Genomic DNA, 25,169 nt, shown 5'->3' on the forward strand with positions numbered 1-25,169 from the left:
ATGCAAAGACCGGCATTTTGGGAACGGACAGGATGAACACAGCAAAACTCGACCGCGTTGCCCTGGAGGCGATGCTCGGCGCCTTGCGACCGAAGCTGCACCGCTACTGCGCCCGCATGGCCGGCTCGGTGATCGATGGCGAGGACATCGTCCAGGAGACACTGATCAAGGCACTGCAGGCCATCGACGGCGACGCCACCGTTGGGCGTCCGGAGCAATGGCTGTTCCGCATAGCCCACAATGCCGCGCAGGATCATCTGCGCCGGCGCCAGCGGGAGCAGGCGCGCATGAGCGAGACCGACATGACGACGATCGAAGACCCCTCCGCAAGCGCCGATGCGAGGCTCGCCACCGCCGCCAGCCTGCGAAGCTTCATGCAGCTGGCAACAGTGCAGCGCAGCGCCGTGATCCTTGTCGACGTGCTTGGCCTCAGCCTGCACGAAACCTGCGAAGTGTCCGGCGCGACGCTGGCCGCGACCAAGGCAGCGCTGCATCGCGGGCGGTCGCAGCTGCGCCTGCTGGCGTCACAGGACGAGCAGGCGCCTGCCCCAAAGCTCGACGCCGACGACGAGCGGCGCCTGCGCCGCTATGTCGACCTGTTCAACGCGCGCGACTTCGACGCCGTGCGCGCGTTGATCGCCGAGGATATCCAGCTTGAAGTCGTCAACCGCACCCGCATGCGCGGCAAGGCGCAGGTTTCCAACTATTTCGGCAATTACGACCGTGTCCAGGACTGGGCGCTGTCGCTCGGCTTCGTCGACCGCAGGCCGGCCATCCTGATCCGCAACCCGCAAACGGGAGATGACGCCGTGCGCGGCTTCATGCTGGTCGACTGGCAGGATGGAAAGGTCAGCCATATCCGCGATTTCCGCTACGCGCCCTATTGCCTTGCCGATGCGGACATCCGCTTCATCGACGAGTAAGCATCGGCCAGAGAGCGCGGACTTCGCGCCTCAGGCGAAGCTTTGCAAATTGGCGTCCTGCAGCTTGGAGCCGGCGAGCAAGGCCTCGAGCACCTGCTTCTTGAGCGACAGGCACTGCGAGCGGGCAAGCTTTGCGATGGCCGAGACTTCGGCCAGCTCGCAGGCAAGCACCAACTCCTTCTGCTGGCCGATGATCGCTTGCGTGAAGTCGCGCGATTTGAAGCCGAGATGGAGGACACGCTCCGACTGGTCGAGCGTTTGGTCGAGCAGGCGAACCAGCCGCAGATTGCCGGAGAGTTCAGCCAGGGCCAGGCGAAAGGCGCGGTCGGCCGCCAGAAAGGCGACATGGCTGCGCAGCGTCTCCGGCTTCAGCACCTTCTGCGCCGCCAGCCTGATGTCGTCGAGCCCGCGTTCGGTGAGGTTTGCCGCGGCCACCCGGAACACTTCCGGTTCGATCAGGCTGCGGAGGTCGAAGATCTCGTTGACGTCGCGCAGGCTAAGCGGTGCGATGACATAACCGCGGCGCGGCTCGCTCTTGATCAGCCCTTCCTGCGTCAGGCGGGCCAAAGCCGAGCGGATCGTCGCCTTCCTGATCTGGTAGCGGTCGCCGATCTGCTTTTCGGTCAGGCTTTCGCCGGGTTGCAGGACGCAGGCGACGATGTCGCTCTTCAGCTGCTCATAAGCTTCCTCGCTGCGCAATATGTCGGCGGTCGACGGCGCCTTGACGGCGGACGGTGACACTGATTTCGGAAGAGCCATATCTGCCTGCCCGTGTGGTCTGCCCGCGTAGTCTGCCCGCGTAGTCTGCTTGCCCGTTTCGACCATCCGGTTGACGGGTCTGTCGGCATTCGCTAGCCTGAGCATCTCAGCTGTATTGGTTGAGCTTCCCAATGGAGATGACGACAAATGTCTCTTGCCGCCAACTCGCCTCTCTACGCCGTAACCGCCGGTATCGTCAACGCAGCCAAAGGTGCTCATGCCATCGAACGGGTCAAGGCGGTGCTGCGCGAACACACCGACCGCTTCCATGCATCAGGCGTGCTCGCGCATGAGGAAGACGACGATGAGGTGCTGCTGCATGCCAGCCCTGACTTGACCATCTACCACATCACGCTGTCGCCCGGCCTGCGGTACCCGCCGCACAACCATCTGATGGATGCGCTGATCGGCATCTACAAGGGCAGCGAGACCAACTTCATCTATCCCGTCGACGGCAGCGAGATCGATGCGCCGGAACGCCACGACATCGCGGCGCCCGCGGTGGTGCACATGACCCCTGATACCGTGCACGCGGTGGCCAACACCGGCATCGCCCGCTCAGGCGCGCTGCATGTCTATCTCGGCAATCTGACCGAGACCCACCGCCACATGTGGAGCCCGGGCAGCACCCACGCCGAGCCGTTTGACAATGAGCGGTATCTGGCTGGAGCGAGGCCTATTGGGCCCTGATCCGGGAAAGGCGGAAGAAAAGTGAGCGTGCTGCGCGGCGGCGTGAATGAGCATTCAGCGTCGCTGCGCCCAGATAACGGTCGCCGCGTACTCTCCCGTTTCAAGAACATCGCAGCGCGTTTATAGCGCAGTCAGGCTGACGACTGGGGTAATAAATGAAGAAGCCCGGAATAGGCGGCGTCCAGTTCTCCAGCACTCGGATGAGGCGGTGCTCGGCAACGTGTTCCGCGACCTGCTCTTCATATGCGAGCCCAAGACCGAAAGCGGATCGCAGGAAATCGCAGATTCGGCGGAAATGGCGCGCCCGAAGAGATTCGAACTCCTGACCCCCAGATTCGTAGTCTGGTGCTCTATCCAGCTGAGCTACGGGCGCGCAACAGGCCATGCTTTACATAGCCCCGCTAACCGATCCTGACGACCGGCCGCGACAAGACGTGTTCCCTAGCGACTGAATTTCCGAAAAGCAAGCCAATCCGGCAAAAGTTTTGTCGCAGCTGCTTTCGACGGTGCCGATCAAAGGGGTGCTGAGATTCAGCTCAGTCCGGCTTCGGCTGAATATCAATACAGCTCAGGCAGGGCGGCGCAGGCCGTTGCGGGCCTGGTCGAGGCGGACCGGCTGGTCGGGGATGGTGACGGCGAAGGTGGTGCGGCCGCCGATCGATTCGACCAGTTCCACCGTGCCGCCATGGGCGCGGATCAGCTCGTGCGCGATGGCCAGGCCAAGGCCGGTGCCGCCGCTGCGGGCCGAGCCTCGAAACGCCGCGAACAGGTTTTCTCGCGCCTTCGCCGGCAGGCCGGGACCGGTGTCGGTGACAATGATGCGGCTTACGCTGCCTATGCGCTCGGCCGATACGGCGAGCCGGCGCACCAGCGCGCTCTCGGCGTCGGCCGCCATCGCCTGCACCGCGTTTCGGCACAGATTGGTGAGCACGCGAAACAGCTGGTCGGAATCGGCATCGACCTCGAAGGCGAGCTCGACGGCATTGACGAATTCGATGCCGTCCTCGATGTCGAGCAGGCCGTGGACGTCGTCGACCAGCTGGCGCAGCCGCAAGCGGCGGCGTGAGGGCGCCGGCTCCTGCGTGCGACCATAGTGGAGCACACCTTCGGAATAGGAGACGGCGCGGTCGAGCGCGCGCAACAGCTTTGGCGCGAAGGCCTGCACCGTCGGGTCCTTGACCAGGCGCAGGCGGTCCGACATCAGCTGCGCCGAGGCCAGGATGTTGCGCATGTCATGGTTGATCTTGGAGACGGCGAGGCCAAGATCGGCAAGATGCTTCTGCTCCGACAGCATCTTTTGCAGCCGTTCCTGCATCTGCGACAGTTCGCGCTCGGCAACGCCGATCTCGTCGGCACGGGCGGCCGGGTGGATGATGCGCCCTGGATCGTCGGGCGCCTCGGAGAAGGACAGCATCGAGCGCGTCATGGTGCGGATCGGGCCGATCATGATCAGGTCGATCGCGGCATAGACCAGCATTGCGGTGAACAGCGAGATCAGCAGCGAGACGAAGGCGACGTTGCGCGAATAGCGCAGCATGGCGTTGCGGAGGGAATAGTCGGGCATGATCAGCTCGAATTCCTTGTCGCTGTCGCCGACCGGGCCGAACACCCGCAGCATGCGCTTGCCGCCGAAGAACAGCGTATCCAGCGCCCCGGTCATGCCCTTGATCATGCCGACATTGGCGATGTCGATGTGCTCGTCGACCTGCGGCGGCATCTCGGCCACCACCAGCAGGCGCGATACGCCGCCGTCGCGCACCGCGATCGCCTTGGCGCCGATTGCCATCAGCACGTCGTTCTGGGCGGCGCGGGAGAGCGAATTGGGCTCACCCTGCACCAGCACGATCGACACCGCGGCAGCGGTGCTTAGCCGCTCCTTCAGCCAGGCCAGGCGGTAGCTGGCGATCCAGGGCAGGAAAATGAGGACTTCGGCCAGGAGCACGAAGACAATGGTGAGCAAGAGCAGCTTGGTCGACAGGCCGCGCGCCAAGGGCACTGAACGATTGGGCACCGAACGGCTCGCAACCGGGCGAACGGTCGCCGGGCTGGCATCGGCTGTCGCCGGGCCGCTCCCTTCATCCGCTGATGCAACTTCGCTCATTAAGGCCTGTATTCACAAACGCTTGATCGGTTGAGATTAGGCGATTGCGGCTTTTTTGCCAATTTCATCCTTCGTTGGACGATGGTGCCAGCAATAAAGATAGCCTCGAACTGGGTGTTCGCGCCGCGACGAACGGGGTGTCGCGTCGTGACGAACTGGCAGTTCGCACTGCGACGAACTGGCGTTCGCGCTGCGACGAACTCATAGTTCGCGCTGGATTGACTCCCAAAACCCTTCTTTCTATAAGCCGCTCACGCTCGGGCCATTCGTCCCGGCGCGGTTTCGATCGCGCCAATGCCGGCCCGGCAAAGCTCCTGTTACACAGTGACAGAATCAAGAAGGGCCGCACCCCGCGGTATTAAAACAAATGAAGCGTACCTACCAACCGTCCAAACTCGTCCGCAAACGCCGGCACGGTTTCCGTGCTCGCATGGCCACCAAGGGTGGTCGCGGCGTCGTCGCAGCTCGCCGCAACCGCGGCCGCAAGCGGCTCAGCGCCTGAACGGAAGACGAGATCGTTGCCCGCAACCGGCAAGCCAGTGGGACCAAACCCCAAGCGGCTTCTGAAACGTGCGGAATTCCTGGCCGTCCGCCGCGGTGAAAAGCGGCGCGGGCGGCTTTTTCTCGTCGAAGTTCTCGACCGCAATGACGGCCTGCCGCCGCGCGTCGGCTTCACCGTCACCAAGAAGGTCGGCAATGCGGTTGTCCGCAACCGCGTCAGGCGGCGGCTGAAAGAAGCCGTGCGCACCCATGCCGCAAGTGACATGGCGCCCGGCAATGACTATGTCATCGTCGGGCGTGAAGACGTGCTCCCCATTCCGTTCGGCCAGTTGAAGGCCGAACTCTCCCGCCGTCTCAGCGGAACACGATAGGCCAAGGGCTTTCGATGGAAAACAACCGGAACTTCTACATCACCATCGTCTTGTCGGTGCTAATCCTCGGGCTGTGGCAATATTTCTATGTGCTGCCGCGCAGCGAACAGCAGCGCGAGGCGGCCCGCATCGAAGAGCAGCGGGCGGCGGAGCAGAAGAAGGCGGCCGAGGCCGCCAACCCCGGCGGCACGCCGGCGCCCGCAGCGCCCGGCGCCATTCCAAACGCGCCCGGCACCTATGTCACGACGCCGGAAGGCCGCGCGCAGGAAGTGGCCAAGACGGCCCGCGTCAACATCGACACGCCGAGTCTGTCGGGCTCGATCAACCTCACCGGCGCCCGCCTCGACGACCTAAAGCTCAAGCACTACACCGAGACGGTCGACAAGACATCGCCGCAGATCCAGCTGCTCAATCCGCAGGCGCTGCCCACCGGCTATTATGCCGAGATCGGCTTTGTCGGCAGCGACACGACCGGCACGGTGCCGGGCCCGGAAACGGTCTGGAGCGTCGACGGCAATGCGACGCTGACGCCGGCGACGCCAGTGACGCTGACCTTCACCAACGACAAGGGCCTGACCTTCAAGCGCACGATCTCCGTCGACGGCGACTACATGTTCACCGTTTCCGATGCGGTGCAGAATTCAGGCTCGACCCCCGTCACGCTGTCCAATTACGGCCGCGTCATCCGTTTCGACAAGCCGGCCGTCGCCAGCTCCTATGTGCTGCATGAAGGCCTGATCGGCGTCACGGGAACCGAAGGCCTGCAGGAGCACAAATACGCCGACATCGAGAAGAACAAGCTCTATACGCCGAGCAAATCGACCGATGGCTGGCTTGGCATCACCGACAAATATTGGGCGGTTACCCTGGTGCCGACCGAGAAGCAGCCGTTCCAGCCGCACTATGCCTATTACGACAATGGCCGCCCGCGCTACCAGTCGGACTTCCTCACCGACCCGATCACCATTGCCGCCGGGCAGTCGGCGACGGTCGAGACCGAGATCTTCGCCGGCGCCAAGGAAGTCAACAAGATCAACGCCTACGCCCAGGACCGCCAGATCAGGCTGTTCGACCGGCTGATCGATTGGGGATGGTTCATCTGGATCACCAAGCCGATGTTCTACCTGATCGACACGCTGTACAAATTCTTCGGCAATTTCGGTCTGGCCATCCTTGCCACCACCGTCGTCGTCAAAACCCTCTTCTTCCCGCTCGCCAACAAATCCTATGCGTCGATGGCGAACATGAAGAAGGTGCAGCCCAAGATGCTCGAGATCCGCGAGAAATACGCGGACGACAAGATGAAGCAGCAACAGGCGATGATGGAGCTGTACAAGACCGAGAAGATCAATCCGCTCGCCGGCTGCTGGCCGGTGGCGCTGCAGATCCCGGTGTTCTTCTCGCTCTACAAAGTGCTCTACATCACCATCGAGATGCGGCACGCGCCGTTCTTCGGCTGGGTCCAGGATCTGGCCGCGCCCGATCCGACCTCGGTCTTCAACCTGTTCGGCCTGCTGCCCTTCGCGCCACCGGCCTTCCTGCCGCATATGGGCGCCTGGGCGGTGGTGATGGGCATCACCATGTTCCTGCAGATGCGCATGAACCCGACCCCGCCGGATCCGACGCAGGCGCAGATCTTTACCTGGATGCCGGTGATCTTCACCTTCATGATGGGCAGCTTCCCGGCCGGCCTCGTCATCTACTGGGCCTGGAACAACACGCTGTCGATCCTGCAGCAGGGCGTGATCATGAAGCGCCAGGGCGCCAAGATCGAATTGTGGGACAATCTGACGGCATTGTTCCGAAAGAAACCCTCGCCAGCTGAATAAACAGCGTGGCAATCAAAGCCCCGGCTCGTCCGGTGTTTTTTGTGGACGAGGCGCGCATCACGTTCCCGTGAGGCGCGAAACTTGCGGCGTGCAACCGGCGTGGCTGCTGCTTGTACCGCCAAGGCCGATCAACACCGATCAGCTCTAATCCGAAGACCGCTGTTTTTGATCCGTGACCCCGTCATGTCCATCGCGGGGATGCGGCGCGTGGAATGGGCATTCGCCTTTAAATATTTGTTATCATTATCCTTTTTTACTCTGCACCGAAACTTTCCCGCAATCGCCGCGTAACTCTTCCCGACAATCGAATCAACAATTGTCGCACCAGAAGGGTTCTCCAATGGCAAAGTCCATCCTCAAGGCATTCTGCTTTTCCGCCGGCCTGGCTCTATCGGGCCTCGCAGCTACGACGGCCTATACGCTCGCCAATCCCGCCGTTGGCGGCGCTGCGATGCTGACCTCGAAGAACATCGTCGAGAACGCCCTCAACTCGCCGATCCACAAGACGCTGGTTGCCGCCGTCAAGGCCGCCGGCCTGGTCGACACGCTGGAAAGCGCGGGACCCTTCACGGTGTTTGCGCCGACCGATTCCGCCTTCAAGAAACTGCCGGCCGGCACCGTCGCCACGCTGGTGAAGCCCGAAAATAAGGACAAGCTGACCAAGATCCTGACCGCCCATGTCGTGGCCGGCAAGATCTCGGCCAAGGATATGATGACCAAGGCCAAGGCGATGGGTGGCAAGTATGAAATGAAGACCGTCAGCGGCGACACGCTGATCGCCGAGGTAAAAAAAGGCGCGCTTTATATCGTCGACGAATCCGGCGGCGCCGCCAAGGTAACGGTCGCCGACGTCAACCAGTCGAACGGCGTCATCCACGTCGTCAACAAGGTGCTGTTGCCGAAGTAACGGCTTTACGCAACGGGGAATGACGGCGGGCTGCGACGGGCTTTCTCGGTCTGCCTTCCCCACCTCACGAGGAGGTGCCATTCTTTTGAAGCCGTCTTCGACACCACCGGGGTCCTGCTTGTCCTTCGCAGGGCCCCGTTTTTTTTGTTTCAGGGCGCCTTAGCCGACGGCGGCGGTCGACCTGATCGTGATCTGCCGCGGCACGAACTGAACATCGAAGCCCAGCAGGGCTCGCTCATCGGGCGATTGGTGCTATAGGGCGGATCACGCCATCTCGAATGGCGGCTTTAATTTGCGCCACTCTCGACGGATCTCGCCATGGACGGACCCAACCCAGACATCAAACACCCGATCCCGATGCACACCCGCGTCGGCTTCCTCAAGCCCCTGGTCACCGCGCCGAATATCGAGATCGGCGAGTTCACCTACTATGACGATCCTGACGGACCGGACAAATTCGCCGAGCGGTGCGTGCTGCATCATTATCCCTTCATCGGCGACAAGCTGATCATCGGCAAGTTCTGCGCCATCGCCGAGGGCGCGCGCTTCATCATGAACGGCGCCAACCATGCCATGTCCGGCTTTTCCACCTATCCGTTCAACATTTTCGGCCATGGCTGGGAGCAAGGCTTCGACCCGAAGACGTGGTCGCAGGAACTGCGCGGCGACACGGTGGTCGGCAATGATGTATGGATCGGCATGGATGCGGTGATCATGCCCGGCGTGTCGGTCGGCAATGGCGCCATCGTGGCGGCGAAATCGGTGGTGACGCATGACGTGCCGGCCTATGCGATCGTCGCCGGCAATGCGGCAAAGGTGGTGAAGATGCGTTTCGACGACAGGACGGTCAGGCGGCTGCTTTCCGTGGCGTGGTGGAACTGGCCGGTGGACAAGATCGGCCGCAACCTCAACGCCATTCGGGGCGCCGATATTTCCAGGCTGGAGGCAGCGATTTGAACGCGCTGGGCAACACCGTCATCGGCACCGACCTGTTCACCAAGGGGTGGATCTTCATCCGCGGCGTGCCGGCGATGAAGTTCCTGCCGCCGGAGGGGCCGCCTGAGATCGCCTTTGCCGGCCGCTCCAATGTCGGCAAGTCGTCGCTGATCAATGCGCTCGTCGGCCATAACGGGCTGGCGCGCACCTCCAACACGCCGGGGCGCACGCAGGAGCTCAACTATTTCGTGCCGGGCGGGTTTTCCGGCGAAGGCACCGACTTGCCGCCAATGGCGCTGGTCGACATGCCGGGCTACGGCTATGCCAGCGCGCCGAAGGAAAAAGTCGACGATTGGACCAAGCTGGTCTTCGATTATCTCAAGGGCCGCGTGACGCTGAAGCGAGTCTATGTGCTGATCGATTCCCGGCATGGCATCAAAGCCAAGGACGACGAGGTGCTGTCACTGCTCGACAAGGCGGCGGTGTCCTACCAGATCGTGCTGACCAAGACCGACAAGATCAAGGCCGCCGGCGTGCCGCGGCTGATCGAAGAGACATTACTGAAGATCAAGAAGCGACCGGCGGCGTTTCCGTTCGTGCTCGCCACGTCGTCGGAAAAGGGCGAGGGTCTGGACGAACTGCGCGCGGCGATCGTGCTGGCGGCCAATGGCGGTTAAAAGCAACTCCGGGAAAAGTGTGAAGCGGTTTTCCGTCCGGAGTTGCGAAAAAAGACCTTTGGCTAACTAGGCCTTTGCCTTGGACTTCGCCTCGAGCGCGATCATCTGATGGCTTTCTTCCTCGGCAAGCTTTTCGGTGCCGTAGGACTTCAGGAACAGGCTGACGCCCGACCGCACGATGTGGTCGATTTCATCCTGGCTCGGCGCCTTGGTGCGGTAGGCGAAGATGCACTGGCGAAACAGGCCGGCGAGGCACAGTTCGGTGAATTGATAGGCGGCAAGATCGACATCATCGATCTTGAGCAGGCCGCGTTCGATGGCTGCATTGAGGAACTTGACCACCTTGTCGTGGCCGCGTTTGGGGCCACGTTCGTAAAACCGCGCGCCCATGTCCGGTATCCTGTCGGAGGCGCCGATCACGGTGCGTTGCGCCTGGATGACCTTGGCCGAGGTGATCTTCATCGACAGCACCTTGCCGAATTTCACCAGCGTCTGGCGCAGATCGTCGGCGCGGTCGAGCATGTCGTACATGTTCTTGAAGATGGTGCCGCGCTCTTCCTCGATCAGCGCCTCGAACAGCTCTTCCTTGTTGGCGAAGTAGACATAGATCGTGCCCTTGGAGACGCCGGCCTCGCGGGTAATGTCGTTCATCGACGCCGCTTCGAAGCCCTTGTCGATGAACACGCGCCGCGCGCCCTCAATGATCTGGCTGCGCTTGACCGGATCCTGGCCCGCCGCCGGGCGGCCGCGACGCGCACTATCCAGCACATCGCACCGATCATTTTCGACGTCGGGTAACGTGTCGGCCATTAAAGTCACACCTCGCGAAATAATTCGAACCGAGCGGTTCGATTGCTCTTGATATGGGCCCGCCTTAGCGCTATGTCAACGTTCGCATCGAACCGAACGGTTCAGTATAACACATTTTCCTTATGTAGCTACGGTAGCGAGATATCATGTCCTCGAACACGCCAACCACCGCCGAAGTCCGCCCCTTTCCCAACGCCAAGGTCTCGCCGGTTATCGAAGCGCCGGAAGCGCCCATCAAGCCTGCCGCCGAAGTTTTGGCCGAGGTGCCGGCCAAGAAGAAGCGGTCGGCTCGCTCGTTGATGCTGCCGATCATCGGCCTCGCTCTGCTCAGTGCCGGCGCCTGGTATGGCTATAATTACTGGACCGACGGCCGGTTCCTGATTTCGACCGACGATGCCTATGTCCAGGCCGACATGTCGTTCGTCTCGCCGAAGATTTCCGGCTATGTCGATCAAGTCAAGGTCTCGGAGAACCAGCAGGTCAAGGCCGGCGATCCGCTGCTGACGATCGACGACGGCGACTACAGAATAGCCGTTGCCCAGGCGGAGGCGCAGATCGCCACGCTGGCCAAGACGCTCGACCGTATCGACGCGCAGACCAAGGCGGCGCAAGCTTCGCTGCAACAGGCGCAGGCGCACAAGGTCGCCGACCAGGCGGCAGCCGACAACGCCGCTCGCGCCCAGCAGCGCGCCGCGCAACTGGTCAAGACGCATGTCGGCACGCAGGCGCAACTGGACGATGCCCAGACCGCTCTCGACCAGGCCAATGCGGCCCTTGTCGGCGCCGACGCGCAGATTGCAGCCGCACAGGCCAATATCGGCGTGTTCGAAGCGCAGCGCGCCGAATCGGCCAGCACGCTGGCTTCGCTGCGGCTGAACCGCGACAAGGCCGCGCGCGATCTGTCCTTCACCGTGCTCAAGGCGCCTTATGACGGCGTCGTCGGCAACCGCTCGGTCGAGCAGGGCGACCTCGTCAGCCCCGGCCAGAAGCTCGCCGTCGTGGTGCCGCTGGACAAGCTCTACATCGTTGCCAACTTCAAGGAGACGCAGCTGGCCAAGCTGGTGCCCGGCGAGAAGGTTCGGGTCTCGGTCGACGCCACGGACGGCCATGATTTCGAAGGCACGGTGTCGTCGCTGGCGCCGGCTTCGGGTGCCGTGTTCTCGCTCCTGCCGCCGGAAAATGCCACCGGCAACTTCACCAAGGTGGTGCAGCGCATCCCGGTTCGCATCGACGTCCCGGCCGATGTGCTGAAGGCAGGCAGGCTGCGCGCCGGCCTGAGCGTCGTTGTCGCCGTCGACAGCCGCACGGCTCCGGCCGCGGCGAACTGAGCGAAAGCCGGGAGCAACGCCATGGCAACCGCAACCATAACAGCAGGAGCGGCGCCGGCCATGCCAGCGGTGCCGACGACCATCTCGACGCGCCGCCTCATCGCCTTCCTGGCGATGGTGTTCGGCATGTTCATGGCGATCCTCGACATCCAGATCGTCTCAGCCTCGCTGGCCGAGATCCAGGCCGGCCTCAGCGCCAGTTCCGACGAAATCCCATGGGTGCAGACCGCCTATCTGATCGCCGAAGTGGTGATGATCCCGCTGTCGGGCTTCCTCAGCCGGATGCTGTCGACGCGCGTGCTGTTTGCAGGCGCCGCGGCCGGCTTCACGGCGGCCAGCGCGCTGGCCGCGACCGCCACCAACATCGACCAGATGATCGTCTACCGAGCCATCCAGGGCTTTATCGGCGGCGGCATGATCCCGAGCGTTTTCGCCGCCGCCTTCACCATCTTCCCGCCGTCGCGCCGCGCCATGGTGTCGCCGATGATCGGCCTGGTGGCGACGCTGGCGCCGACCATCGGCCCGACCGTCGGCGGCTATATCAGCCATGCCATGTCGTGGCACTGGCTGTTCCTCATCAATGTCATTCCAGGCATTCTGGTGACGGTCACGACCTGGACCCTGATCGATTTTGACAAGCCCAATCTCGGCCTGTTCAGCAAGTTCGACTGGTGGGGCCTTGCCGGCATGGCGGCGTTTCTCGGCTGCATGGAATATGTGCTCGAGGAAGGTCCGAACCATGACTGGCTGCAGGAACAGGCCGTGTTCATGTGCGCCATCATCATGGTTGTCGGTGCGGCGCTGTTCTTCTGGCGTGCCTTCACCGCCGAGGAGCCGATCGTCGATCTCAGGGCCTTCACCAACGTCAATTTCGCCTTCGGTTCGCTGTTCTCCTTCGTCATCGGCATCGGCCTGTACGGTCTGACCTATCTCTACCCGGTGTTCCTCGGACGCATCCGCGGCTACGATTCCTTGATGATCGGCGAAGCCCTGTTCGTCAGCGGCCTGGCGATGTTCGTCACTGCGCCGATTTCCGGCATCCTGTCGAGCAAGATGGATTTGCGCATCATGATGATGATCGGGCTGTTCGGCTTCGCTGCCGGCACATGGTGGATGACGCATCTGACCGCCGACTGGGATTTCTGGGAATTGCTGATCCCGCAGATCCTGCGCGGCAGCTCGATGATGCTGTGCATGGTGCCGATCAACAACATTGCGCTCGGCACCTTGCCGCCGGACCGGCTGAAGAACGCGTCGGGCCTGTTCAACCTGACCCGCAACCTCGGCGGTGCGGTCGGCCTTGCCGTCATCAACACCGTGCTGATCGATCGCAGCGCCTTCCACTACGCCAGGCTGGCCGAGCATGTGGAATGGGGCAGTGCGGCGGCGCAGACCAAGCTGCAGAACATGACGCTCGACTTCCAGCAGACTCCCGGCCTCGACGCCACCAAGGCGGCGATCTCCAAACTGTCGGGCATGGTCCAGCAGCAGGCGTCGCTGCTGTCGTTCATGGACGTGTTCACCATGCTGACCGTGCTGTTCGCGACCATGGCGGTCTTCACCCTGGTCATCGCCAAGCCGGCGCCGCCCGCGGGCAGCGGTGGCGGAGGCCATTGAGCGCGCCGGATCCCCCGCCTGGCGCCCTCATGTGTGACCCCGGAAATCACCCCCGATTTCCGGGGTCACGCTTAAGCATCGATCGTTGTCAAGCTCCTTGGTCGAGGCGGCCCAAACCATTTGGTCAGCGAGTCGGTTAGCCCGGCTGCTTCAGGGCCGCCGACCCAGGCCACATAACCGTCAGGCCGGACCAGCACTGCGCGTGGGGCTTCGACTGCCCCCAGCACCGGAAGCTCCCACGCGCCATCGTAGCTGGCGTCGACCAGCTGAATCCGCTCCACCCACTGGCCGATACCAAAAGCGCCGGGCTCACCAAGATTAAGCAGCAGCGGCCGAGCGTCGTGCAGCAGGGCGAAAACCGGCAGCGGACCGGCAGCGGTGACGAGGTCGAGATCCGGCATGCGACGCCCCAGCAGCGGATGCCCCTCGCCAATATCGTAGTGGATGTCCAGGCCGGACAACAGGCCGGCAAAACGCTTGCGCGGCTCTTCCATGCCGAGAAGTTCCGACACTGTATCGCGCAGCGCCTTGGTGCGCTCGTCTTCGCGACGGAGCACGACCGACGCCATGGTGTTTTTCATCACACGCGCGGCAATCGGGTGGCGCTCTGCCTGGTAGCTGTCGAGCAGGCTTTCGGGCGCAGTTTTCCTGACCACTTGGGCGAGCTTCCAGCCCAGATTGACCGCGTCCTGCACGCCGGTCTGCAGCCCCTGTCCACCGTCCGGTGGATGCACATGCGCGGCGTCGCCGGCGAGCAGCACCCGCCCCTTGCGGTATGAGGCTGCCTGCCGGGTCATGTCGGTGAAGCGGGCCAGCGATGTTGGATTGTGGACGCCGTAATCGGTGCCGTAGACGGCAATGAGCGCCTCGCTGAGCTCATGCAATGTGGGCACGCCGCCGGTCCCGACCTCGCGTTCGGTCACCAGCACCCGCACCGTACCGTCTTCCAGTCTGCTGAGGCCGTGAATTCCGATGGCATCGCGGTGGATACCCCATTGCGGCTCTTCCGTTACCTCGATCTCGGCGATCAAATTGCTGGTTGTCGGCTCGGAACCGGGGAACTCGATGCCCGCCGCCTTGCGCACGAGGCTTCTGCCGCCGTCGCAGCCGACGAGATAATCGGCACGAAGCGACCCGCCATCGCTCAGCGCGACATCGACGCCGCCGCCATCCTGCACCAAGCCTGTCACCTCGCGGCCACGGTAGAACGTGACGCCAAGCTCCTCGACCCAGCAGGCAAGGATGCGCTCTATGTGCTTTTGCCACAGCGCCAGCCCGTAATTGTGGCGGGTGGGGAAGTCGCTGATATCAAGCGAAACGCCGGCGAAGCCTGCGACCTGTGCGGTCTGGCCTTGCGACAGGAACCGATCGGCAATGCCGCGCTGGTCGAAGATCTCGATGGTGCGCGAATGCAGGCCGCCCGAGCGCGCGCCCGCGAGGTCTTGGTTCTCGCGCCGCTCGACGATGGCGACATCGATGCCGGCCAGGGAAAGCTCGCCGGCCAGCATCAACCCGGTCGGGCCGCCGCCGGCGATCACCACGGAATGGGATATTCGCGGCCGGTCCGCATCAACACCGTCGGTCGATTTGGAGGTCGATTTGGGCTCGCCGTCGCGAGCCCGTGCTTCAGTTAGTTGCATAGGTTCTGGCCCTCTCGTTAAGGGCTGCGGAATCTACGCATAAAAAGCCGTCTGCCAATTCTTGAAGTTGACTGTTTTCGCCCCATTTCAAGAGATAGGAGGCGGTCGTCACGCCGGCGCCAAATCCCCAATCCCGCCAAAAGACGCCGAACGGTCAGGCAGTGGCCGGCTTGAAGCTGAGCGCCACGCCGTTGATGCAATGGCGCAGGCCGGTGGGTGCGGGACCGTCATCGAAGACATGGCCGAGATGACCGCCGCAGCGGCGGCAATGAACCTCGGTGCGGGTCATGCCCAGCGAACGGTCCTCGGTCTTGCCGACGGCGTTGGCAATCTCCTGCCAGAAGCTCGGCCAGCCGGTGCCGGACTCGAACTTGGTGTCTGAGGGGTAGACCGGCAGGTCGCAACCGGCGCAGGCGAAAATGCCCTTGCGATGCTCGTTCAGCAGCGGGCTGGTGCCGGGATACTCGGTGCCTTCCTTGCGCAGCACGTTGAAGGCTTCGTCGGACAGGATGGCGTGCCATTCGGCGTCGGTCTTGGTGACCTCGAAGGTTTCGGCAGCCTTAGCGGGCCCGCCCATGCGCAACGTTGCCGCCGCGCCGGCCACGGCAACGATGGCGGCGCCGCTCAAAAGCAAATCTCGACGGTTCATGACAGAAATCCTCCTGCGGGTTGTTTTGCCAATTTTGGCCGCCACTGGAAAATCAAAAGCCGGTGACGGTTGTCCTGCAAACGAACGCTCCACACCGGCTCCGCGCTTGTTGCGGACGGGATGGAGCGCTCGGTCGTTGCTCGGCCCACGGGGGCGGGGCCGCGCAATCTGCAGGAGCTTACCGCCTGTTCGTCGGCGGCAGGGGCTTTGTTACATCTTCGGCAGCAGGACCTTGTCGATGACGTGGATGACGCCGTTCGACTGCTCGACATCGGCGATCGTGACATTGGCGACATTGCCGTTCTCGTCGGCTACGGTGACCTTGCCGCCATCGGCCTTGAGCGACAGCTCGCAGCCGCCGACCGTCTTGACCTTGTGGGTGCCGCCATCGGCCTTGGCCATCGAGGCGACATCGGCGCCCATCGCCTTGGCGCCGATGACATGGCAGGTCAGGATCTTGGTGAGCTTGTCCTTGTTCTCGGGCTTGAGCAGCGTCTCGACCGTGCCAGCCGGAAGCGCGGCGAAGGCCTCATTGGTCGGCGCGAAGACGGTGAACGGGCCGGCGCCCTGCAGTGTCTCGACCAGGCCGGCAGCCTTGACCGCGGCGACCAGCGTGGTGTGGTCCTTCGAATTGACGGCGTTCTCGACGATGTTCCTGTTGGCGAACATGGCGGCGCCGCCAACCATCGGATTCTCGGCATAGGCGACCGTGGCGAGGGCGGAGACGGTAATGGTACCGGCGAGCAAAAGGGTGGCGATTCTACGCATAGTGTTCGAACTCCTCGGGGTTATTGTTTCCTCTTTCGGAACATGAGGAGATACGAAATAGAACTGCCTGAGTTTCCGCGCGCCGGGAAAAATTTCCTTTATTTTGTCGACGAATTAATCTCCGGAGATCGAACCTCTAATCTCCAGCAGCGTATCCAAAACGAAAACAGCGGAAGATGTACTTCCGCTGTCTTCATTGTCACGTCATGATCTTACGATTTATCAGATGCCCTTCAGGTCGCCCGCGGCAACGACCGGTCCGGTCGGCTGTCCGGTCGTCGAACCGCCCGTCGGCTCGACGCTGACGGCAAGCACGGCGCCTTGCGCCAGCTTCTGCTGCACTGCCGGGGTAACCGGAATGTGCGTGACCTGGCCGGCGGGAATGACACCCATCGAGACCGGCGCATTCTTGCCTTCGATCATCCACAGTTCGAAGTCCTTGCCGGGGGCGCGTTCGCCCGAAACCAGCGACAGGCCGACATCGCGGCGGGAAGCGTCGTAGACGACGAGGTATTTGACATCGCTGCCTTCGGCAGCCAGCGAGGCGACGAGGCGCTCCTGCGGCACGACGACCGGCGACCTGACGTAGGGCACGGCGACATAGAGCACCAGGGCCGCGAGAGCCGCTGCGGTGAGGCCGCGCCAGAAGCTAAGGCTGGACCACAGGCTGCCGCTCGGGGCCGTCGTCGACGCCGCGGTGGAGGAGAACAGCCGTCGATCGATAGCCGGCTTGATGGTGGCCGGCGGCTCTACCTCAGCATAAGCGGCAGCCATCGGCGAGAGATTCACTTCCCAGGAATCGACGAGACGGGCAAAGCCGGTCTCCGCGTCGATGCGTCCGGAGGCTATCTGGCGCTCATCCGCCGGCAGCACGCCGAGAACGTATTCGGCTGCGAGCAGGTCGTCGCCTCCACGTTCCGGTCCATTTTCTTCTGCCAGGGTCATCTTTCCAGACATTCTCTAAGTTTCAACAGGCTGCGGCGCAGCCATGTCCGCATCGTGTTGAGCGGAACCTTGTGACGTTCCGCGAGCTCGGCGTAACTTTCGCCGTTCAAATAAGCACCCCGAACGGCTTGCGCCCGGTCTTGTTCCAACTCTTCAAGGCACTGATAGATGCGCTCGGATTCACCGCCCGCAACAACCATAGCCTCTGGCCCCGGACCGGGGTCAGCCACGTCGAGCGCGGCATCGATATCGGCAGCGGGCTTGCGTCGCGACCGGATGCGATCAATCGCATGATTGCGTGCTATGGCCACCAGCCAGGAGATTGGGCTTAGATCAGAAACAGCGAAACGGTCCGCCTTCGTCCACACTTTGACGAAGACCTCTTGCAGCGCTTCTTCCGCATCTCCGCGATCCTTCAATACACGAAGGCACACGCCGAAAAGTTTCGCACTGGTTTGCCGGTAAAGCAGATCGAACGCAGTCCGATCCTTCATCGAGGTCCGGACAATCAGGGTGGAGATATCCTGCGGCGTCATACGGACAAGCTAAGCGATCACAATTTATTTGCAAAGGCAGAAATCTTGTTGTCCACGCAATCGATGTCCGCGCCCAATCGCCAGTAATCGCCGGTCGGTTGCCAAGGAAATCGGCTGTCGTTAGCCTCCCGCAGATAGGGGACAGCAATGTCGGCCGAACGGATGCTGTGGGAGAACGATGCGACCGGCTTGGCAGAGCTGTTGCACAGAGGCGAGATCTCGCCGCCGGACCTTGTCGATGCTGCGATCGCGCGCGCCGAGGCAACCCGATCATTGCGCATCCGCCGCTTGCCTGCGCGCCATGGACCCGAAGGGGGCCGACGAGCTCATCGAAACCTGCTCGAAAAATTGCATCTGACCCGTGCCTTGGAGATCAGATCCCTGTTTGGGCGATTGATGGACAAGAGCCTGTGGTTCACCACTGGCCGGCGATCCAGAATGGCCTGCCGCTCGGCATCCAGGCCGTCGGCCGCCCCGGCGACGAGCAGGACGCTTTTGTCGCTTGCCGCGCAGATGGAGAAGGTTTCCGGGTGGCTGACGCGGCGGGCGCCGCTCAAGGTGCCGGCCTGATCCGGCAGATTTCATCATCGTGATAGCAAAGCTGTTTGCGGCCTGGGCCAATTCCCGCTAAGACGCCGCCGTCCTTACCCGCATCCAGGGAACCATGCCGATGACGGAGATCACCGCCACCGCCGAAATGCAGGCCGCCCTGCTCTCGCGGGCTCTGCCCTATATGCAGCGCTACGAGCACAAGACGGTGGTGGTGAAATATGGCGGTCATGCCATGGGCGATATCGAGCTCGGCAAGGCTTTCGCCCGTGACATCGCGCTGCTGAAGCAGTCCGGCGTCAACCCGATCGTCGTCCATGGCGGCGGGCCGCAGATCGGCGCCATGCTGGCCAAGATGGGCATCGAATCCAAGTTCGAAGGCGGGCTGCGCGTCACGGACCAGAAGACGGTCGAGATCGTCGAGATGGTGCTGGCCGGTTCGATAAACAAGGAGATCGTCGCGCTGATCAACGCCGAGGGCGAATGGGCGATCGGCCTGTGCGGCAAGGACGGCAACATGGTGTTCGCCGAAAAGGCGCGCAAGACCATGATCGACCCGGACTCCAACATCGAGCGTGTGCTCGATCTCGGTTTCGTCGGCGAGCCGGTCGAGGTCGACCGCACCCTGCTCGACCTGCTGGCACGCTCGGAAATGATCCCGGTGCTGGCGCCGGTGGCGCCGGGCCGCGACGGCCACACGTACAACATCAATGCCGACACCTTTGCCGGCGCCATCGCCGGCGCCTGCCAGGCGACGCGCCTTTTGTTCCTGACCGACGTGCCCGGCGTGCTCGACAAGAACAAGAAGCTGATCGACGAACTGACAGTGGCCGAAGCCAAGGCGCTGATCAAGGACGGCACGGTGTCGGGCGGCATGATCCCCAAGGTCGAGACCTGCATCGAGGCGATCGAGCGCGGCGTCGAAGGCGTCGTCATCCTCAACGGCAAGACGCCGCATGCGGTGCTTTTGGAACTGTTCACCGAACACGGCGCCGGCACGCTGATCGTGCCCTGAGGTGCAACTGGCTTGGCGGCCAGTCGATCGGCTGGCCAGCCGTTAGGCAGGCTGGGGCAGGCGCGCGATGACCTTTATCTCGAAGTCGAAGCCGGCTAACCAGTTGACGCCGACCGCCGTCCAATTGGTGTAGGGCGGTTCACCGAACACCTTCAGCCGAACGGCATCGATCACGGGCCATTGCGCTGCCGGATCCGTGTGGAAGGTGGTCACGTCGACTATATCGTCGAACGTGGCGCCCGCTGCTTTCAGCACTGCCGCGAGATTGTCGAAGGCAAGCTGGACCTGCTTTTCGAAGACAGGTTCGGGCGACCCGTCCTCGCGGCTGCCGACCTGGCCCGAGACGAACAAAAGATCGCCCGATCGTATTGCAGCAGAATAGCGATTGATCTCATAGAGAGCCTGCCGGCCGGCAGGAAAGATCGCGTCACGTTTGGTCATTTTCACTCCATTGTCCGGGTCACTCACATACGCCCCGTATGCTTGAAGTGGGTACATACGCTGCGTATGTCAATACGCATACGGTACGTATCTATAAATGGCAGCGAGCCTGTCAGGGGCCGGCCGAGATCGCGACAGCCGCTTCGGCCGGCTTGCGCGGCGGGCGCATGACGACCATGGATTCCTCATCGGCATCCTGCGGCGCGCCCCAGAACTCAGCCAGCGTCGGACCATCCTTGAGGCGGCGGTCGCGGGCCAGAAAACCCCAGACCTCGCGGAACCAGACGCGGCGGCCCATTTGCGTGTACCAGCGCATCGAATGGCGCTGTTCGGGATCGGGGTGGAAGAGAATGCGCGCCAGCGCCTTCGGCCGCGACTGCACCGCGACCTCGATCAGCTTGACCGAGAAGAACAGCATCCACGGTTTCAGGCGGGTCATCTGCAGCACCTGGTGCTTGTAGTCCCACAGCCGGGCATCCGTCTGGATCACCTTGCGGTCCTTGGCGATGCGGAAGAACGGCGTCCAGCGGTGCGGCGTGACATAGAGCGCCTGGATCTGGTCGGGGTCATAGGCCAGCAACTGGCGAAAGCCGCGCCACAGATCGCGAAAGGTCTCATCCTCGAACCCGGCCACCCAAGTCGCCATCGACAGTATGCCATGCTGGCGGAGCAGCCGGATTGCCTCGCGATCGGATGAGGTGCTGCCGCCCTTGCGGATCAATTGAAGCGTCTGCTCGTCGGTGTTTTCCATGCCGAGCAGCCAGCGGATGACGCCGGCCTTGCGATAGAGGTGCAGGATGTCGGCATCGCGCACGATGTCGTCGGCCCGGGTCGAGCCGACGATCAGCACCGGCACGTTCTCGGCGATCAGCGCATCGAGAAAGGCGCGCCAAACCTTCTTCGATACGGTCGGGTTTTCGTCGGCGAGGTTGATCAGTTCGACGCCGTGCTGGCGGTGCAGCCAGGCAATCTCCTGCGCAAATTTCTTGGGGTCGCGGTGCCGCCAGCGGGTCCAGAAACCGCGCTGGCCGCAATAATTGCACAGATGCGGGCAGCCCCGCGAAAACTGCATGACCACGGCGCGCTTGCCGCCCCAATAGCTGTAGCGGCGGTGATCGATCAGCTCCCAGCCGACGCGGTACTCGTCCAGATTGGCAATGGTCCCGGCCGGCCTCGTCGCGAAGGGGCGGCCGAGATCGTCGCGATAGGCGATGCCCGCGACATCGGCCAGCGGCCGGCGATTGTCCAGTGCCACGACCAGGGCAAGGATGGTTGCCTCGCCCTCGCCGCGCACGATGAAGTCGAAGACATCGCTCGCCGCCAGTATGTCGCGCCAGTGATAGGTCGGGAACACGCCGCCATAGATCACCAGCGTCGCCGGCTCGAGCGCCTTGACCATGCGGGCGATCGCGAGCGCGGTGGGATGCGCCGAGGTCGAGCCGGAATGGCCGATCAGGATGCAATCGGGCTGGCCGCTGAGCGCATCGCGCACCAGCGTTTCCAACGGCATCGGCCCGAATTCGGCATCGACCAGCCGGACTTTATGGCCGGCGTCGATAAGCGGGCCGCCCAGTGCCAGCAGGCCGAGCGGTGGCAGATGGTCATCGGGCACGCGGCTGCCGATGGCGGTGTGCGGCGGATTGATCAGCACGATGTTCATGACGAACCTTTGAGCGACGGTCCGCATGGCGTAGCCGGCGTTTCAGTTTCGCATTTGGGCTCCGTTCAGCAGTTTGCGTGCAGCTTTTCCGCAGAAATGGCGATGCGTGTCCTACCGCCTGAGGTGGGCGAGCGGCACGTGGCCCGGGCCCTTGATGTTCTGCAGCACCAGCTGGGTGTGAACGTCGCGCACGCCGGCAAGGCGCATCAGGCGGTGCATGACGAAGGCGTTGAGTTCGTCGACCGACGGCACCATGACGTGCAGCAGGAAATCGTGGTCGCCGGTCATCGTCCAGCATGACGACACTTCGTCCATGCGTTGCACGGCGGCGATGAAGGTTTCGGGCGAACCGTCGCTGTGGCTGGTGAGGCGCACCTGGATGAACACCTCGACCATCAGGCCGACGGCGCGGCGGTTGAGCACGGCGGCAAAGCCCTTGATGATGCCGGCCTCCTGCAGCGCCTCGAAGCGGCGGGCGCAAGGCGTCGTCGACAGGCCGATCTCCTGCGCCAGTTCGGACACGGGCTTGCGTCCATCGCGCTGAAGAACATCCAGCATCTTGATCTCGAAATCGTCGAACTGAGGCATTTTCACTCTCTTTCAGCTTCTGCTTGGTGATTTCTACCTCAAATCATGGACCCAAGCCATCATCAAAGCTGAATTGCCTCGCCGGCCGCCGCTAGACTCTGCGGACATATTCAAGTGTCACGATCAGGGGAGAAGAACCATGACGACGATGAGCGTTGCCGAATATGTCCGTGATTGCGCGGCGCAAGGCCTGCGTGGCGACTATTCAGTGTGCCGTTCCGACTTCACCGTGGCGCAGGGCTACAACTACAGCGCCGACGAACAGGCGGTGTGGCGCACGCTGTGCGACCGGCAGACCAAGCTGACGCAGAAGCTGGCGCACCATTCCTATCTCGATGGGATCGCCGCACTCGGCCTGCTCGACAAGATCCCGGATTTCGGCGCGGTCTCAGACAAGCTGCGCAAGCTGACCGGCTGGGAAATCGTCGCCGTGCCTGGCCTCATCCCGGCCGCGCCCTTCTTCGACCATCTCGCCAACCGGCGCTTTCCGGTGACCAACTGGCTGCGCACCAAGGACGAGCTCGACTACATCGTCGAACCCGACATGTTCCACGACTTCTTCGGCCATGTGCCCATCCTGACGCAGCCGGTGTTTGCCGGCTTCATGCAGATGTATGGCGAAAAAGCCGAGAGCGTGATTGCGCTGGGCGGTGACGAGATGATCACCCGGCTCTACTGGTACACCGCCGAATACGGGCTGATACAGGAGGAGGGCCAGAAGCTGAAAGCTTTCGGCGCCGGGCTGATGTCGTCGTTCACCGAATTGCAGTTCGCCGTCGCGAGCCCGGACGCGCACCACGTGCCCTTCGACCTCGAAACGGTGATGCGCACCGGCTACGAGATCGACAAGTTCCAGCGCGCCTATTTCGTGCTGCCGTCCTTCGACGTGTTGCGCGATGCGTTCCGGACCGCCGATTTCAAGGCGATCGTCGCCCGCCGCAAGGGGCAGCCAGCACTGGATCCAGCGACGGTTTAGCAAATCCTGAAGGGTTTGCGCGGCACCTACCCCCACCCTTAATCCCTCCCCACAAGGGGAGGGAGATCTCGTTGGCGCTGATTTCCGAGGGTTTCGACACCAAGGCATGGGTAGCGCCGGTAGCAATCCTGTCGCGCCGTTCGCTTTTTTGACAATCAGACGGTGATGACTTCGTCACACCGGGGGATGACTTCGTCACACCGTGATTACTTTGGTCAGATGGTCGCCTAGCCGGCAGGCAAGTGCGGTGATCGTCGTCGTCGGGTTGCATTCGCCCGACGTGCAGAATACCGAGGAACCGCCGACATAGAGATTGTCCATGCCGTGCACCTTGCAGTTGGCGTCGACCACGCTCTTGGTGACATCGGTGCCCATGCGCGTGCCGCCCATATGATGGTTGCCGGCCAGTTCCTCATCCGTCGGGTAGTCCTCGCCATTGGTCAGCCAGTCCATGATGCGGACGCGGCCGAGGTCCTTCTCGATCAGCGTCGTTCCGAACAGCTTGAGCCCCTCGAGGATGGTGCGGCGCTCCAACGGCGACTTCTTCCAGTGCAGCTCGATGCGCGGCACGCCGGCACGGTCGACATCGGTCTTCGACAATTCGATATGGTTCGAGGCCAGCGGCGCCTGTTCCCAGGCGACGTAGAGCTGGGCGGCGCAGCGCAGGTTCTGGCTGAGCTGGTAGGCGACCCATTCGGCGGCCTCGGGCGCGGTGCAGGCAAGGTCGGCAATCAGGCTCTTGACGCCGGCATAGGGCGTCTCGATCAGGCGTATGCCGAAGTTCATGATCTGCAGCCGCTCCATGGCGGCGAGCGTCGGCGAGAAGAACGCCTCGTTGACGGCATCGACCTCGAACTCGCTGTAATCGGCCAGGATGGCATTGCCGCCCTCGAAGGTCGGGTGCTCCATCCAGTAGCGGCCAAGTGCCGTGGCGTTCGGCACCACGCCGCCATTCGAGCGCTGGTTCGACCATAGAAGCAGCCGCGAATTCTCCAGCCCGCCGGCGCAGACGATGAAATAATCGGCGCTGAAAGCGCCGGCATCCTTGCCGTTCGACCACAGCCTGGCGCCGGTCACTCGTTTGCCGTCGCCGGCAAGTTCGGTGGCATAGGTGTTGAGCACGAGCGCTATGTTTTTGCTCTTGTCGAGCTCGTCGGAGAATTTCTCGCCAAAGCGCACGGCCGGGCTCTTGATCAGCTGCACCCAGCGTATGTCGTCTGAAATCGGCACATCGGGCTTGAAGTCGGGAAGCTCGAGTATGTCGTGCACCTCGGGCAGATAGGGCTCGATGTCGGTCCGGGCGATTGGCCAGCCGGTGTCCGGCGCCCATGCCTTGGGCTCAAAGTCCTGCTTGTCGAGCACGCGGCACCAGCCGGCCCAGTGGTTCGACGACCCACCCATGAAGCGCAGCCGGGTGATGTCGAGATCGAAATATTGATCGCCGACCGTGGAGCCGCGGTAGAAATCCTGCGACTCGTCGCCGAATTCGCGTGCGCCGGCCTCCAGCACCACGACCGGAATGCCGGCGGCGCCGAGCTTTCTGGCAATGGTGGTGCCGGCCGGCCCGGAGCCGAGAATGCAGACCTTGGGCTTGAAATCCGAGGCTCGAAACGCCTCATAGCTGTCGAAGATCATGCCAGGTCGCCCCGCTTAAGGATCCAGCCATTGACCACGACGATCTCGCCGGGATCGGCCGGGGGGCGGTCGCCGTCAGGCAGCTTGCGAAAAAGCTGTAGCGCCGGCACCGCAATCAGCGCCTGCACGATGGTGCGGCGCGATATTTTCCTGATGAAGAAACTCATGACACGTCTCTGGATGAGGCTTCGATCCACGCATGGCGTTCCCTGAACGGCACAGGTACCGGCCAGACATGCCATTCCCGTGCCAAGCCTTGCCTGTAAACGAGTTACAACCCAGTAAACGGCGCAGTTGCGTGGAAACAATGTTGGCGAA

The 25,169-nt window shown here is 62.8% G+C and carries 27 protein-coding genes and 1 tRNA gene; 13 read left to right on the forward strand and 15 right to left on the reverse strand.

Annotation, left to right across the window (positions count from 1 at the left end):
• Nucleotides 1-32: 32 nt before the first annotated feature.
• Entirely contained in the window at nt 33-923 is an 891-nt protein-coding gene (locus NLY43_RS17720; protein ID WP_023672268.1) for a sigma-70 family RNA polymerase sigma factor, read from the forward strand.
• Nucleotides 924-953: 30 nt separating this feature from the next.
• Here the strand turns inward: NLY43_RS17720 and NLY43_RS17725 are convergent, their stop codons facing one another.
• A complete protein-coding gene (locus NLY43_RS17725) occupies nt 954-1,682 on the reverse strand; it encodes a GntR family transcriptional regulator (RefSeq protein WP_023672267.1) in 729 nt (242 codons plus the stop codon).
• 147 nt (nt 1,683-1,829) lie between these two features.
• Here NLY43_RS17725 and NLY43_RS17730 point away from each other — a divergent pair, with 147 nt between their 5' ends.
• Nucleotides 1,830-2,372 (forward strand): autotransporter, encoded by a 543-nt coding sequence (locus NLY43_RS17730; RefSeq protein WP_023672266.1) that lies wholly within the window; start codon nt 1,830-1,832, stop codon nt 2,370-2,372.
• A gap of 296 nt (nt 2,373-2,668) precedes the next feature.
• On the opposite strand, the gene NLY43_RS17735 is transcribed toward NLY43_RS17730, so the two are convergent.
• A tRNA-Arg gene (locus NLY43_RS17735) sits at nt 2,669-2,745 on the reverse strand.
• 195 nt (nt 2,746-2,940) lie between these two features.
• Nucleotides 2,941-4,473 (reverse strand): ATP-binding protein, encoded by a 1,533-nt coding sequence (locus tag NLY43_RS17740; protein ID WP_023672265.1) that lies wholly within the window; start codon nt 4,471-4,473, stop codon nt 2,941-2,943.
• 367 nt (nt 4,474-4,840) lie between these two features.
• Here NLY43_RS17740 and rpmH point away from each other — a divergent pair, with 367 nt between their 5' ends.
• The 6 genes from rpmH (at nt 4,841) to yihA (ending at nt 9,694) form a co-directional block, all read left to right on the forward strand.
• A complete protein-coding gene (rpmH, locus tag NLY43_RS17745) occupies nt 4,841-4,975 on the forward strand; it encodes a 50S ribosomal protein L34 (protein ID WP_008833937.1) in 135 nt (44 codons plus the stop codon).
• Between the two features lie 16 nt (nt 4,976-4,991).
• Entirely contained in the window at nt 4,992-5,345 is a 354-nt protein-coding gene (rnpA, locus tag NLY43_RS17750; protein ID WP_023710414.1) for a ribonuclease P protein component, read from the forward strand.
• A gap of 14 nt (nt 5,346-5,359) precedes the next feature.
• Complete coding sequence (gene yidC / locus NLY43_RS17755; RefSeq protein ID WP_023681359.1) at nt 5,360-7,174, forward strand: membrane protein insertase YidC; 1,815 nt, start codon at nt 5,360-5,362, stop codon at nt 7,172-7,174.
• Nucleotides 7,175-7,514: 340 nt separating this feature from the next.
• Complete coding sequence (locus NLY43_RS17760; protein WP_023673244.1) at nt 7,515-8,081, forward strand: fasciclin domain-containing protein; 567 nt, start codon at nt 7,515-7,517, stop codon at nt 8,079-8,081.
• 318 nt (nt 8,082-8,399) lie between these two features.
• Entirely contained in the window at nt 8,400-9,038 is a 639-nt protein-coding gene (locus NLY43_RS17765) for a CatB-related O-acetyltransferase (protein WP_023681358.1), read from the forward strand.
• Nucleotides 9,035-9,694, forward strand: a complete 660-nt coding sequence (yihA, locus tag NLY43_RS17770) for a ribosome biogenesis GTP-binding protein YihA/YsxC (RefSeq protein WP_023696022.1) — start codon at nt 9,035-9,037, stop codon at nt 9,692-9,694. Before NLY43_RS17765 ends, yihA begins: the two co-directional genes overlap by 4 nt.
• A 66-nt stretch (nt 9,695-9,760) precedes the next feature.
• Here yihA and NLY43_RS17775 read toward each other — a convergent pair whose 3' ends face one another.
• Nucleotides 9,761-10,504 (reverse strand): TetR/AcrR family transcriptional regulator, encoded by a 744-nt coding sequence (locus tag NLY43_RS17775; protein ID WP_023710413.1) that lies wholly within the window; start codon nt 10,502-10,504, stop codon nt 9,761-9,763.
• Between the two features lie 146 nt (nt 10,505-10,650).
• On the opposite strand from NLY43_RS17775, the gene NLY43_RS17780 reads away from it, so the two are divergent.
• Both NLY43_RS17780 and NLY43_RS17785 read left to right on the forward strand, forming a co-directional pair.
• Nucleotides 10,651-11,832, forward strand: a complete 1,182-nt coding sequence (locus NLY43_RS17780; protein ID WP_023710412.1) for an HlyD family secretion protein — start codon at nt 10,651-10,653, stop codon at nt 11,830-11,832.
• 21 nt (nt 11,833-11,853) lie between these two features.
• Entirely contained in the window at nt 11,854-13,449 is a 1,596-nt protein-coding gene (locus NLY43_RS17785; RefSeq protein ID WP_023710411.1) for a DHA2 family efflux MFS transporter permease subunit, read from the forward strand.
• Between the two features lie 71 nt (nt 13,450-13,520).
• Here the strand turns inward: NLY43_RS17785 and NLY43_RS17790 are convergent, their stop codons facing one another.
• The 6 genes from NLY43_RS17790 to NLY43_RS17815 all read right to left on the reverse strand — a co-directional run bounded on the left by NLY43_RS17790 (nt 13,521) and on the right by NLY43_RS17815 (nt 18,268).
• Nucleotides 13,521-15,089, reverse strand: coding sequence for an FAD-dependent monooxygenase (locus NLY43_RS17790; RefSeq protein WP_031199011.1), 1,569 nt, complete (start codon nt 15,087-15,089; stop codon nt 13,521-13,523).
• Between the two features lie 154 nt (nt 15,090-15,243).
• Entirely contained in the window at nt 15,244-15,738 is a 495-nt protein-coding gene (msrB, locus tag NLY43_RS17795; RefSeq protein ID WP_023687458.1) for a peptide-methionine (R)-S-oxide reductase MsrB, read from the reverse strand.
• Between the two features lie 210 nt (nt 15,739-15,948).
• On the reverse strand, nt 15,949-16,506 hold the full coding sequence (locus NLY43_RS17800; protein ID WP_023710409.1) for a fasciclin domain-containing protein: 558 nt from the start codon (nt 16,504-16,506) through the stop codon (nt 15,949-15,951).
• A gap of 222 nt (nt 16,507-16,728) precedes the next feature.
• Nucleotides 16,729-17,451 carry an anti-sigma factor gene (locus NLY43_RS17805; protein WP_023710408.1) on the reverse strand — a complete coding sequence of 241 codons (723 nt, stop codon included), beginning with the start codon at nt 17,449-17,451 and terminating at the stop codon, nt 16,729-16,731.
• The gene (locus tag NLY43_RS17810; protein ID WP_023673234.1) at nt 17,448-17,987 is read right to left on the reverse strand and encodes a sigma-70 family RNA polymerase sigma factor; all 540 of its coding nucleotides are present in this window, start codon (nt 17,985-17,987) and stop codon (nt 17,448-17,450) included. The genes NLY43_RS17805 and NLY43_RS17810 overlap by 4 nt, the downstream gene beginning before the upstream one ends.
• Nucleotides 17,988-18,004: 17 nt before the next feature.
• On the reverse strand, nt 18,005-18,268 hold the full coding sequence (locus tag NLY43_RS17815) for a hypothetical protein (RefSeq protein WP_023710407.1): 264 nt from the start codon (nt 18,266-18,268) through the stop codon (nt 18,005-18,007).
• Between the two features lie 129 nt (nt 18,269-18,397).
• Here NLY43_RS17815 and NLY43_RS17820 point away from each other — a divergent pair, with 129 nt between their 5' ends.
• Both NLY43_RS17820 and argB read left to right on the forward strand, forming a co-directional pair.
• A complete protein-coding gene (locus NLY43_RS17820; protein ID WP_245264048.1) occupies nt 18,398-18,580 on the forward strand; it encodes a hypothetical protein in 183 nt (60 codons plus the stop codon).
• 77 nt (nt 18,581-18,657) lie between these two features.
• Entirely contained in the window at nt 18,658-19,551 is an 894-nt protein-coding gene (gene argB / locus NLY43_RS17825) for an acetylglutamate kinase (protein WP_013528489.1), read from the forward strand.
• 42 nt (nt 19,552-19,593) lie between these two features.
• Here argB and NLY43_RS17830 read toward each other — a convergent pair whose 3' ends face one another.
• From NLY43_RS17830 to NLY43_RS17840, 3 genes are all read right to left on the reverse strand, one after another.
• Nucleotides 19,594-19,992 (reverse strand): RidA family protein, encoded by a 399-nt coding sequence (locus tag NLY43_RS17830; protein ID WP_023710405.1) that lies wholly within the window; start codon nt 19,990-19,992, stop codon nt 19,594-19,596.
• A 112-nt stretch (nt 19,993-20,104) separates the two neighbouring features.
• On the reverse strand, nt 20,105-21,652 hold the full coding sequence (bchE, locus tag NLY43_RS17835) for a magnesium-protoporphyrin IX monomethyl ester anaerobic oxidative cyclase (protein ID WP_023710404.1): 1,548 nt from the start codon (nt 21,650-21,652) through the stop codon (nt 20,105-20,107).
• A 111-nt stretch (nt 21,653-21,763) separates the two neighbouring features.
• The gene (locus NLY43_RS17840) at nt 21,764-22,240 is read right to left on the reverse strand and encodes an Lrp/AsnC family transcriptional regulator (RefSeq protein WP_023687465.1); all 477 of its coding nucleotides are present in this window, start codon (nt 22,238-22,240) and stop codon (nt 21,764-21,766) included.
• A gap of 139 nt (nt 22,241-22,379) precedes the next feature.
• Here NLY43_RS17840 and phhA point away from each other — a divergent pair, with 139 nt between their 5' ends.
• Complete coding sequence (gene phhA, locus NLY43_RS17845; RefSeq protein WP_023710403.1) at nt 22,380-23,216, forward strand: phenylalanine 4-monooxygenase; 837 nt, start codon at nt 22,380-22,382, stop codon at nt 23,214-23,216.
• 195 nt (nt 23,217-23,411) lie between these two features.
• Here phhA and NLY43_RS17850 read toward each other — a convergent pair whose 3' ends face one another.
• Nucleotides 23,412-24,851 (reverse strand): GMC oxidoreductase, encoded by a 1,440-nt coding sequence (locus NLY43_RS17850; RefSeq protein ID WP_023710402.1) that lies wholly within the window; start codon nt 24,849-24,851, stop codon nt 23,412-23,414.
• On the reverse strand, nt 24,848-25,018 hold the full coding sequence (locus NLY43_RS17855) for a hypothetical protein (RefSeq protein ID WP_023710401.1): 171 nt from the start codon (nt 25,016-25,018) through the stop codon (nt 24,848-24,850). Before NLY43_RS17855 ends, NLY43_RS17850 begins: the two co-directional genes overlap by 4 nt.
• Nucleotides 25,019-25,169 lie beyond the last annotated feature (151 nt).

This window comes from Mesorhizobium sp. C416B, assembly GCF_030323165.1.
In the GTDB taxonomy this organism is placed as follows: Bacteria; Pseudomonadota; Alphaproteobacteria; order Rhizobiales; family Rhizobiaceae; genus Mesorhizobium.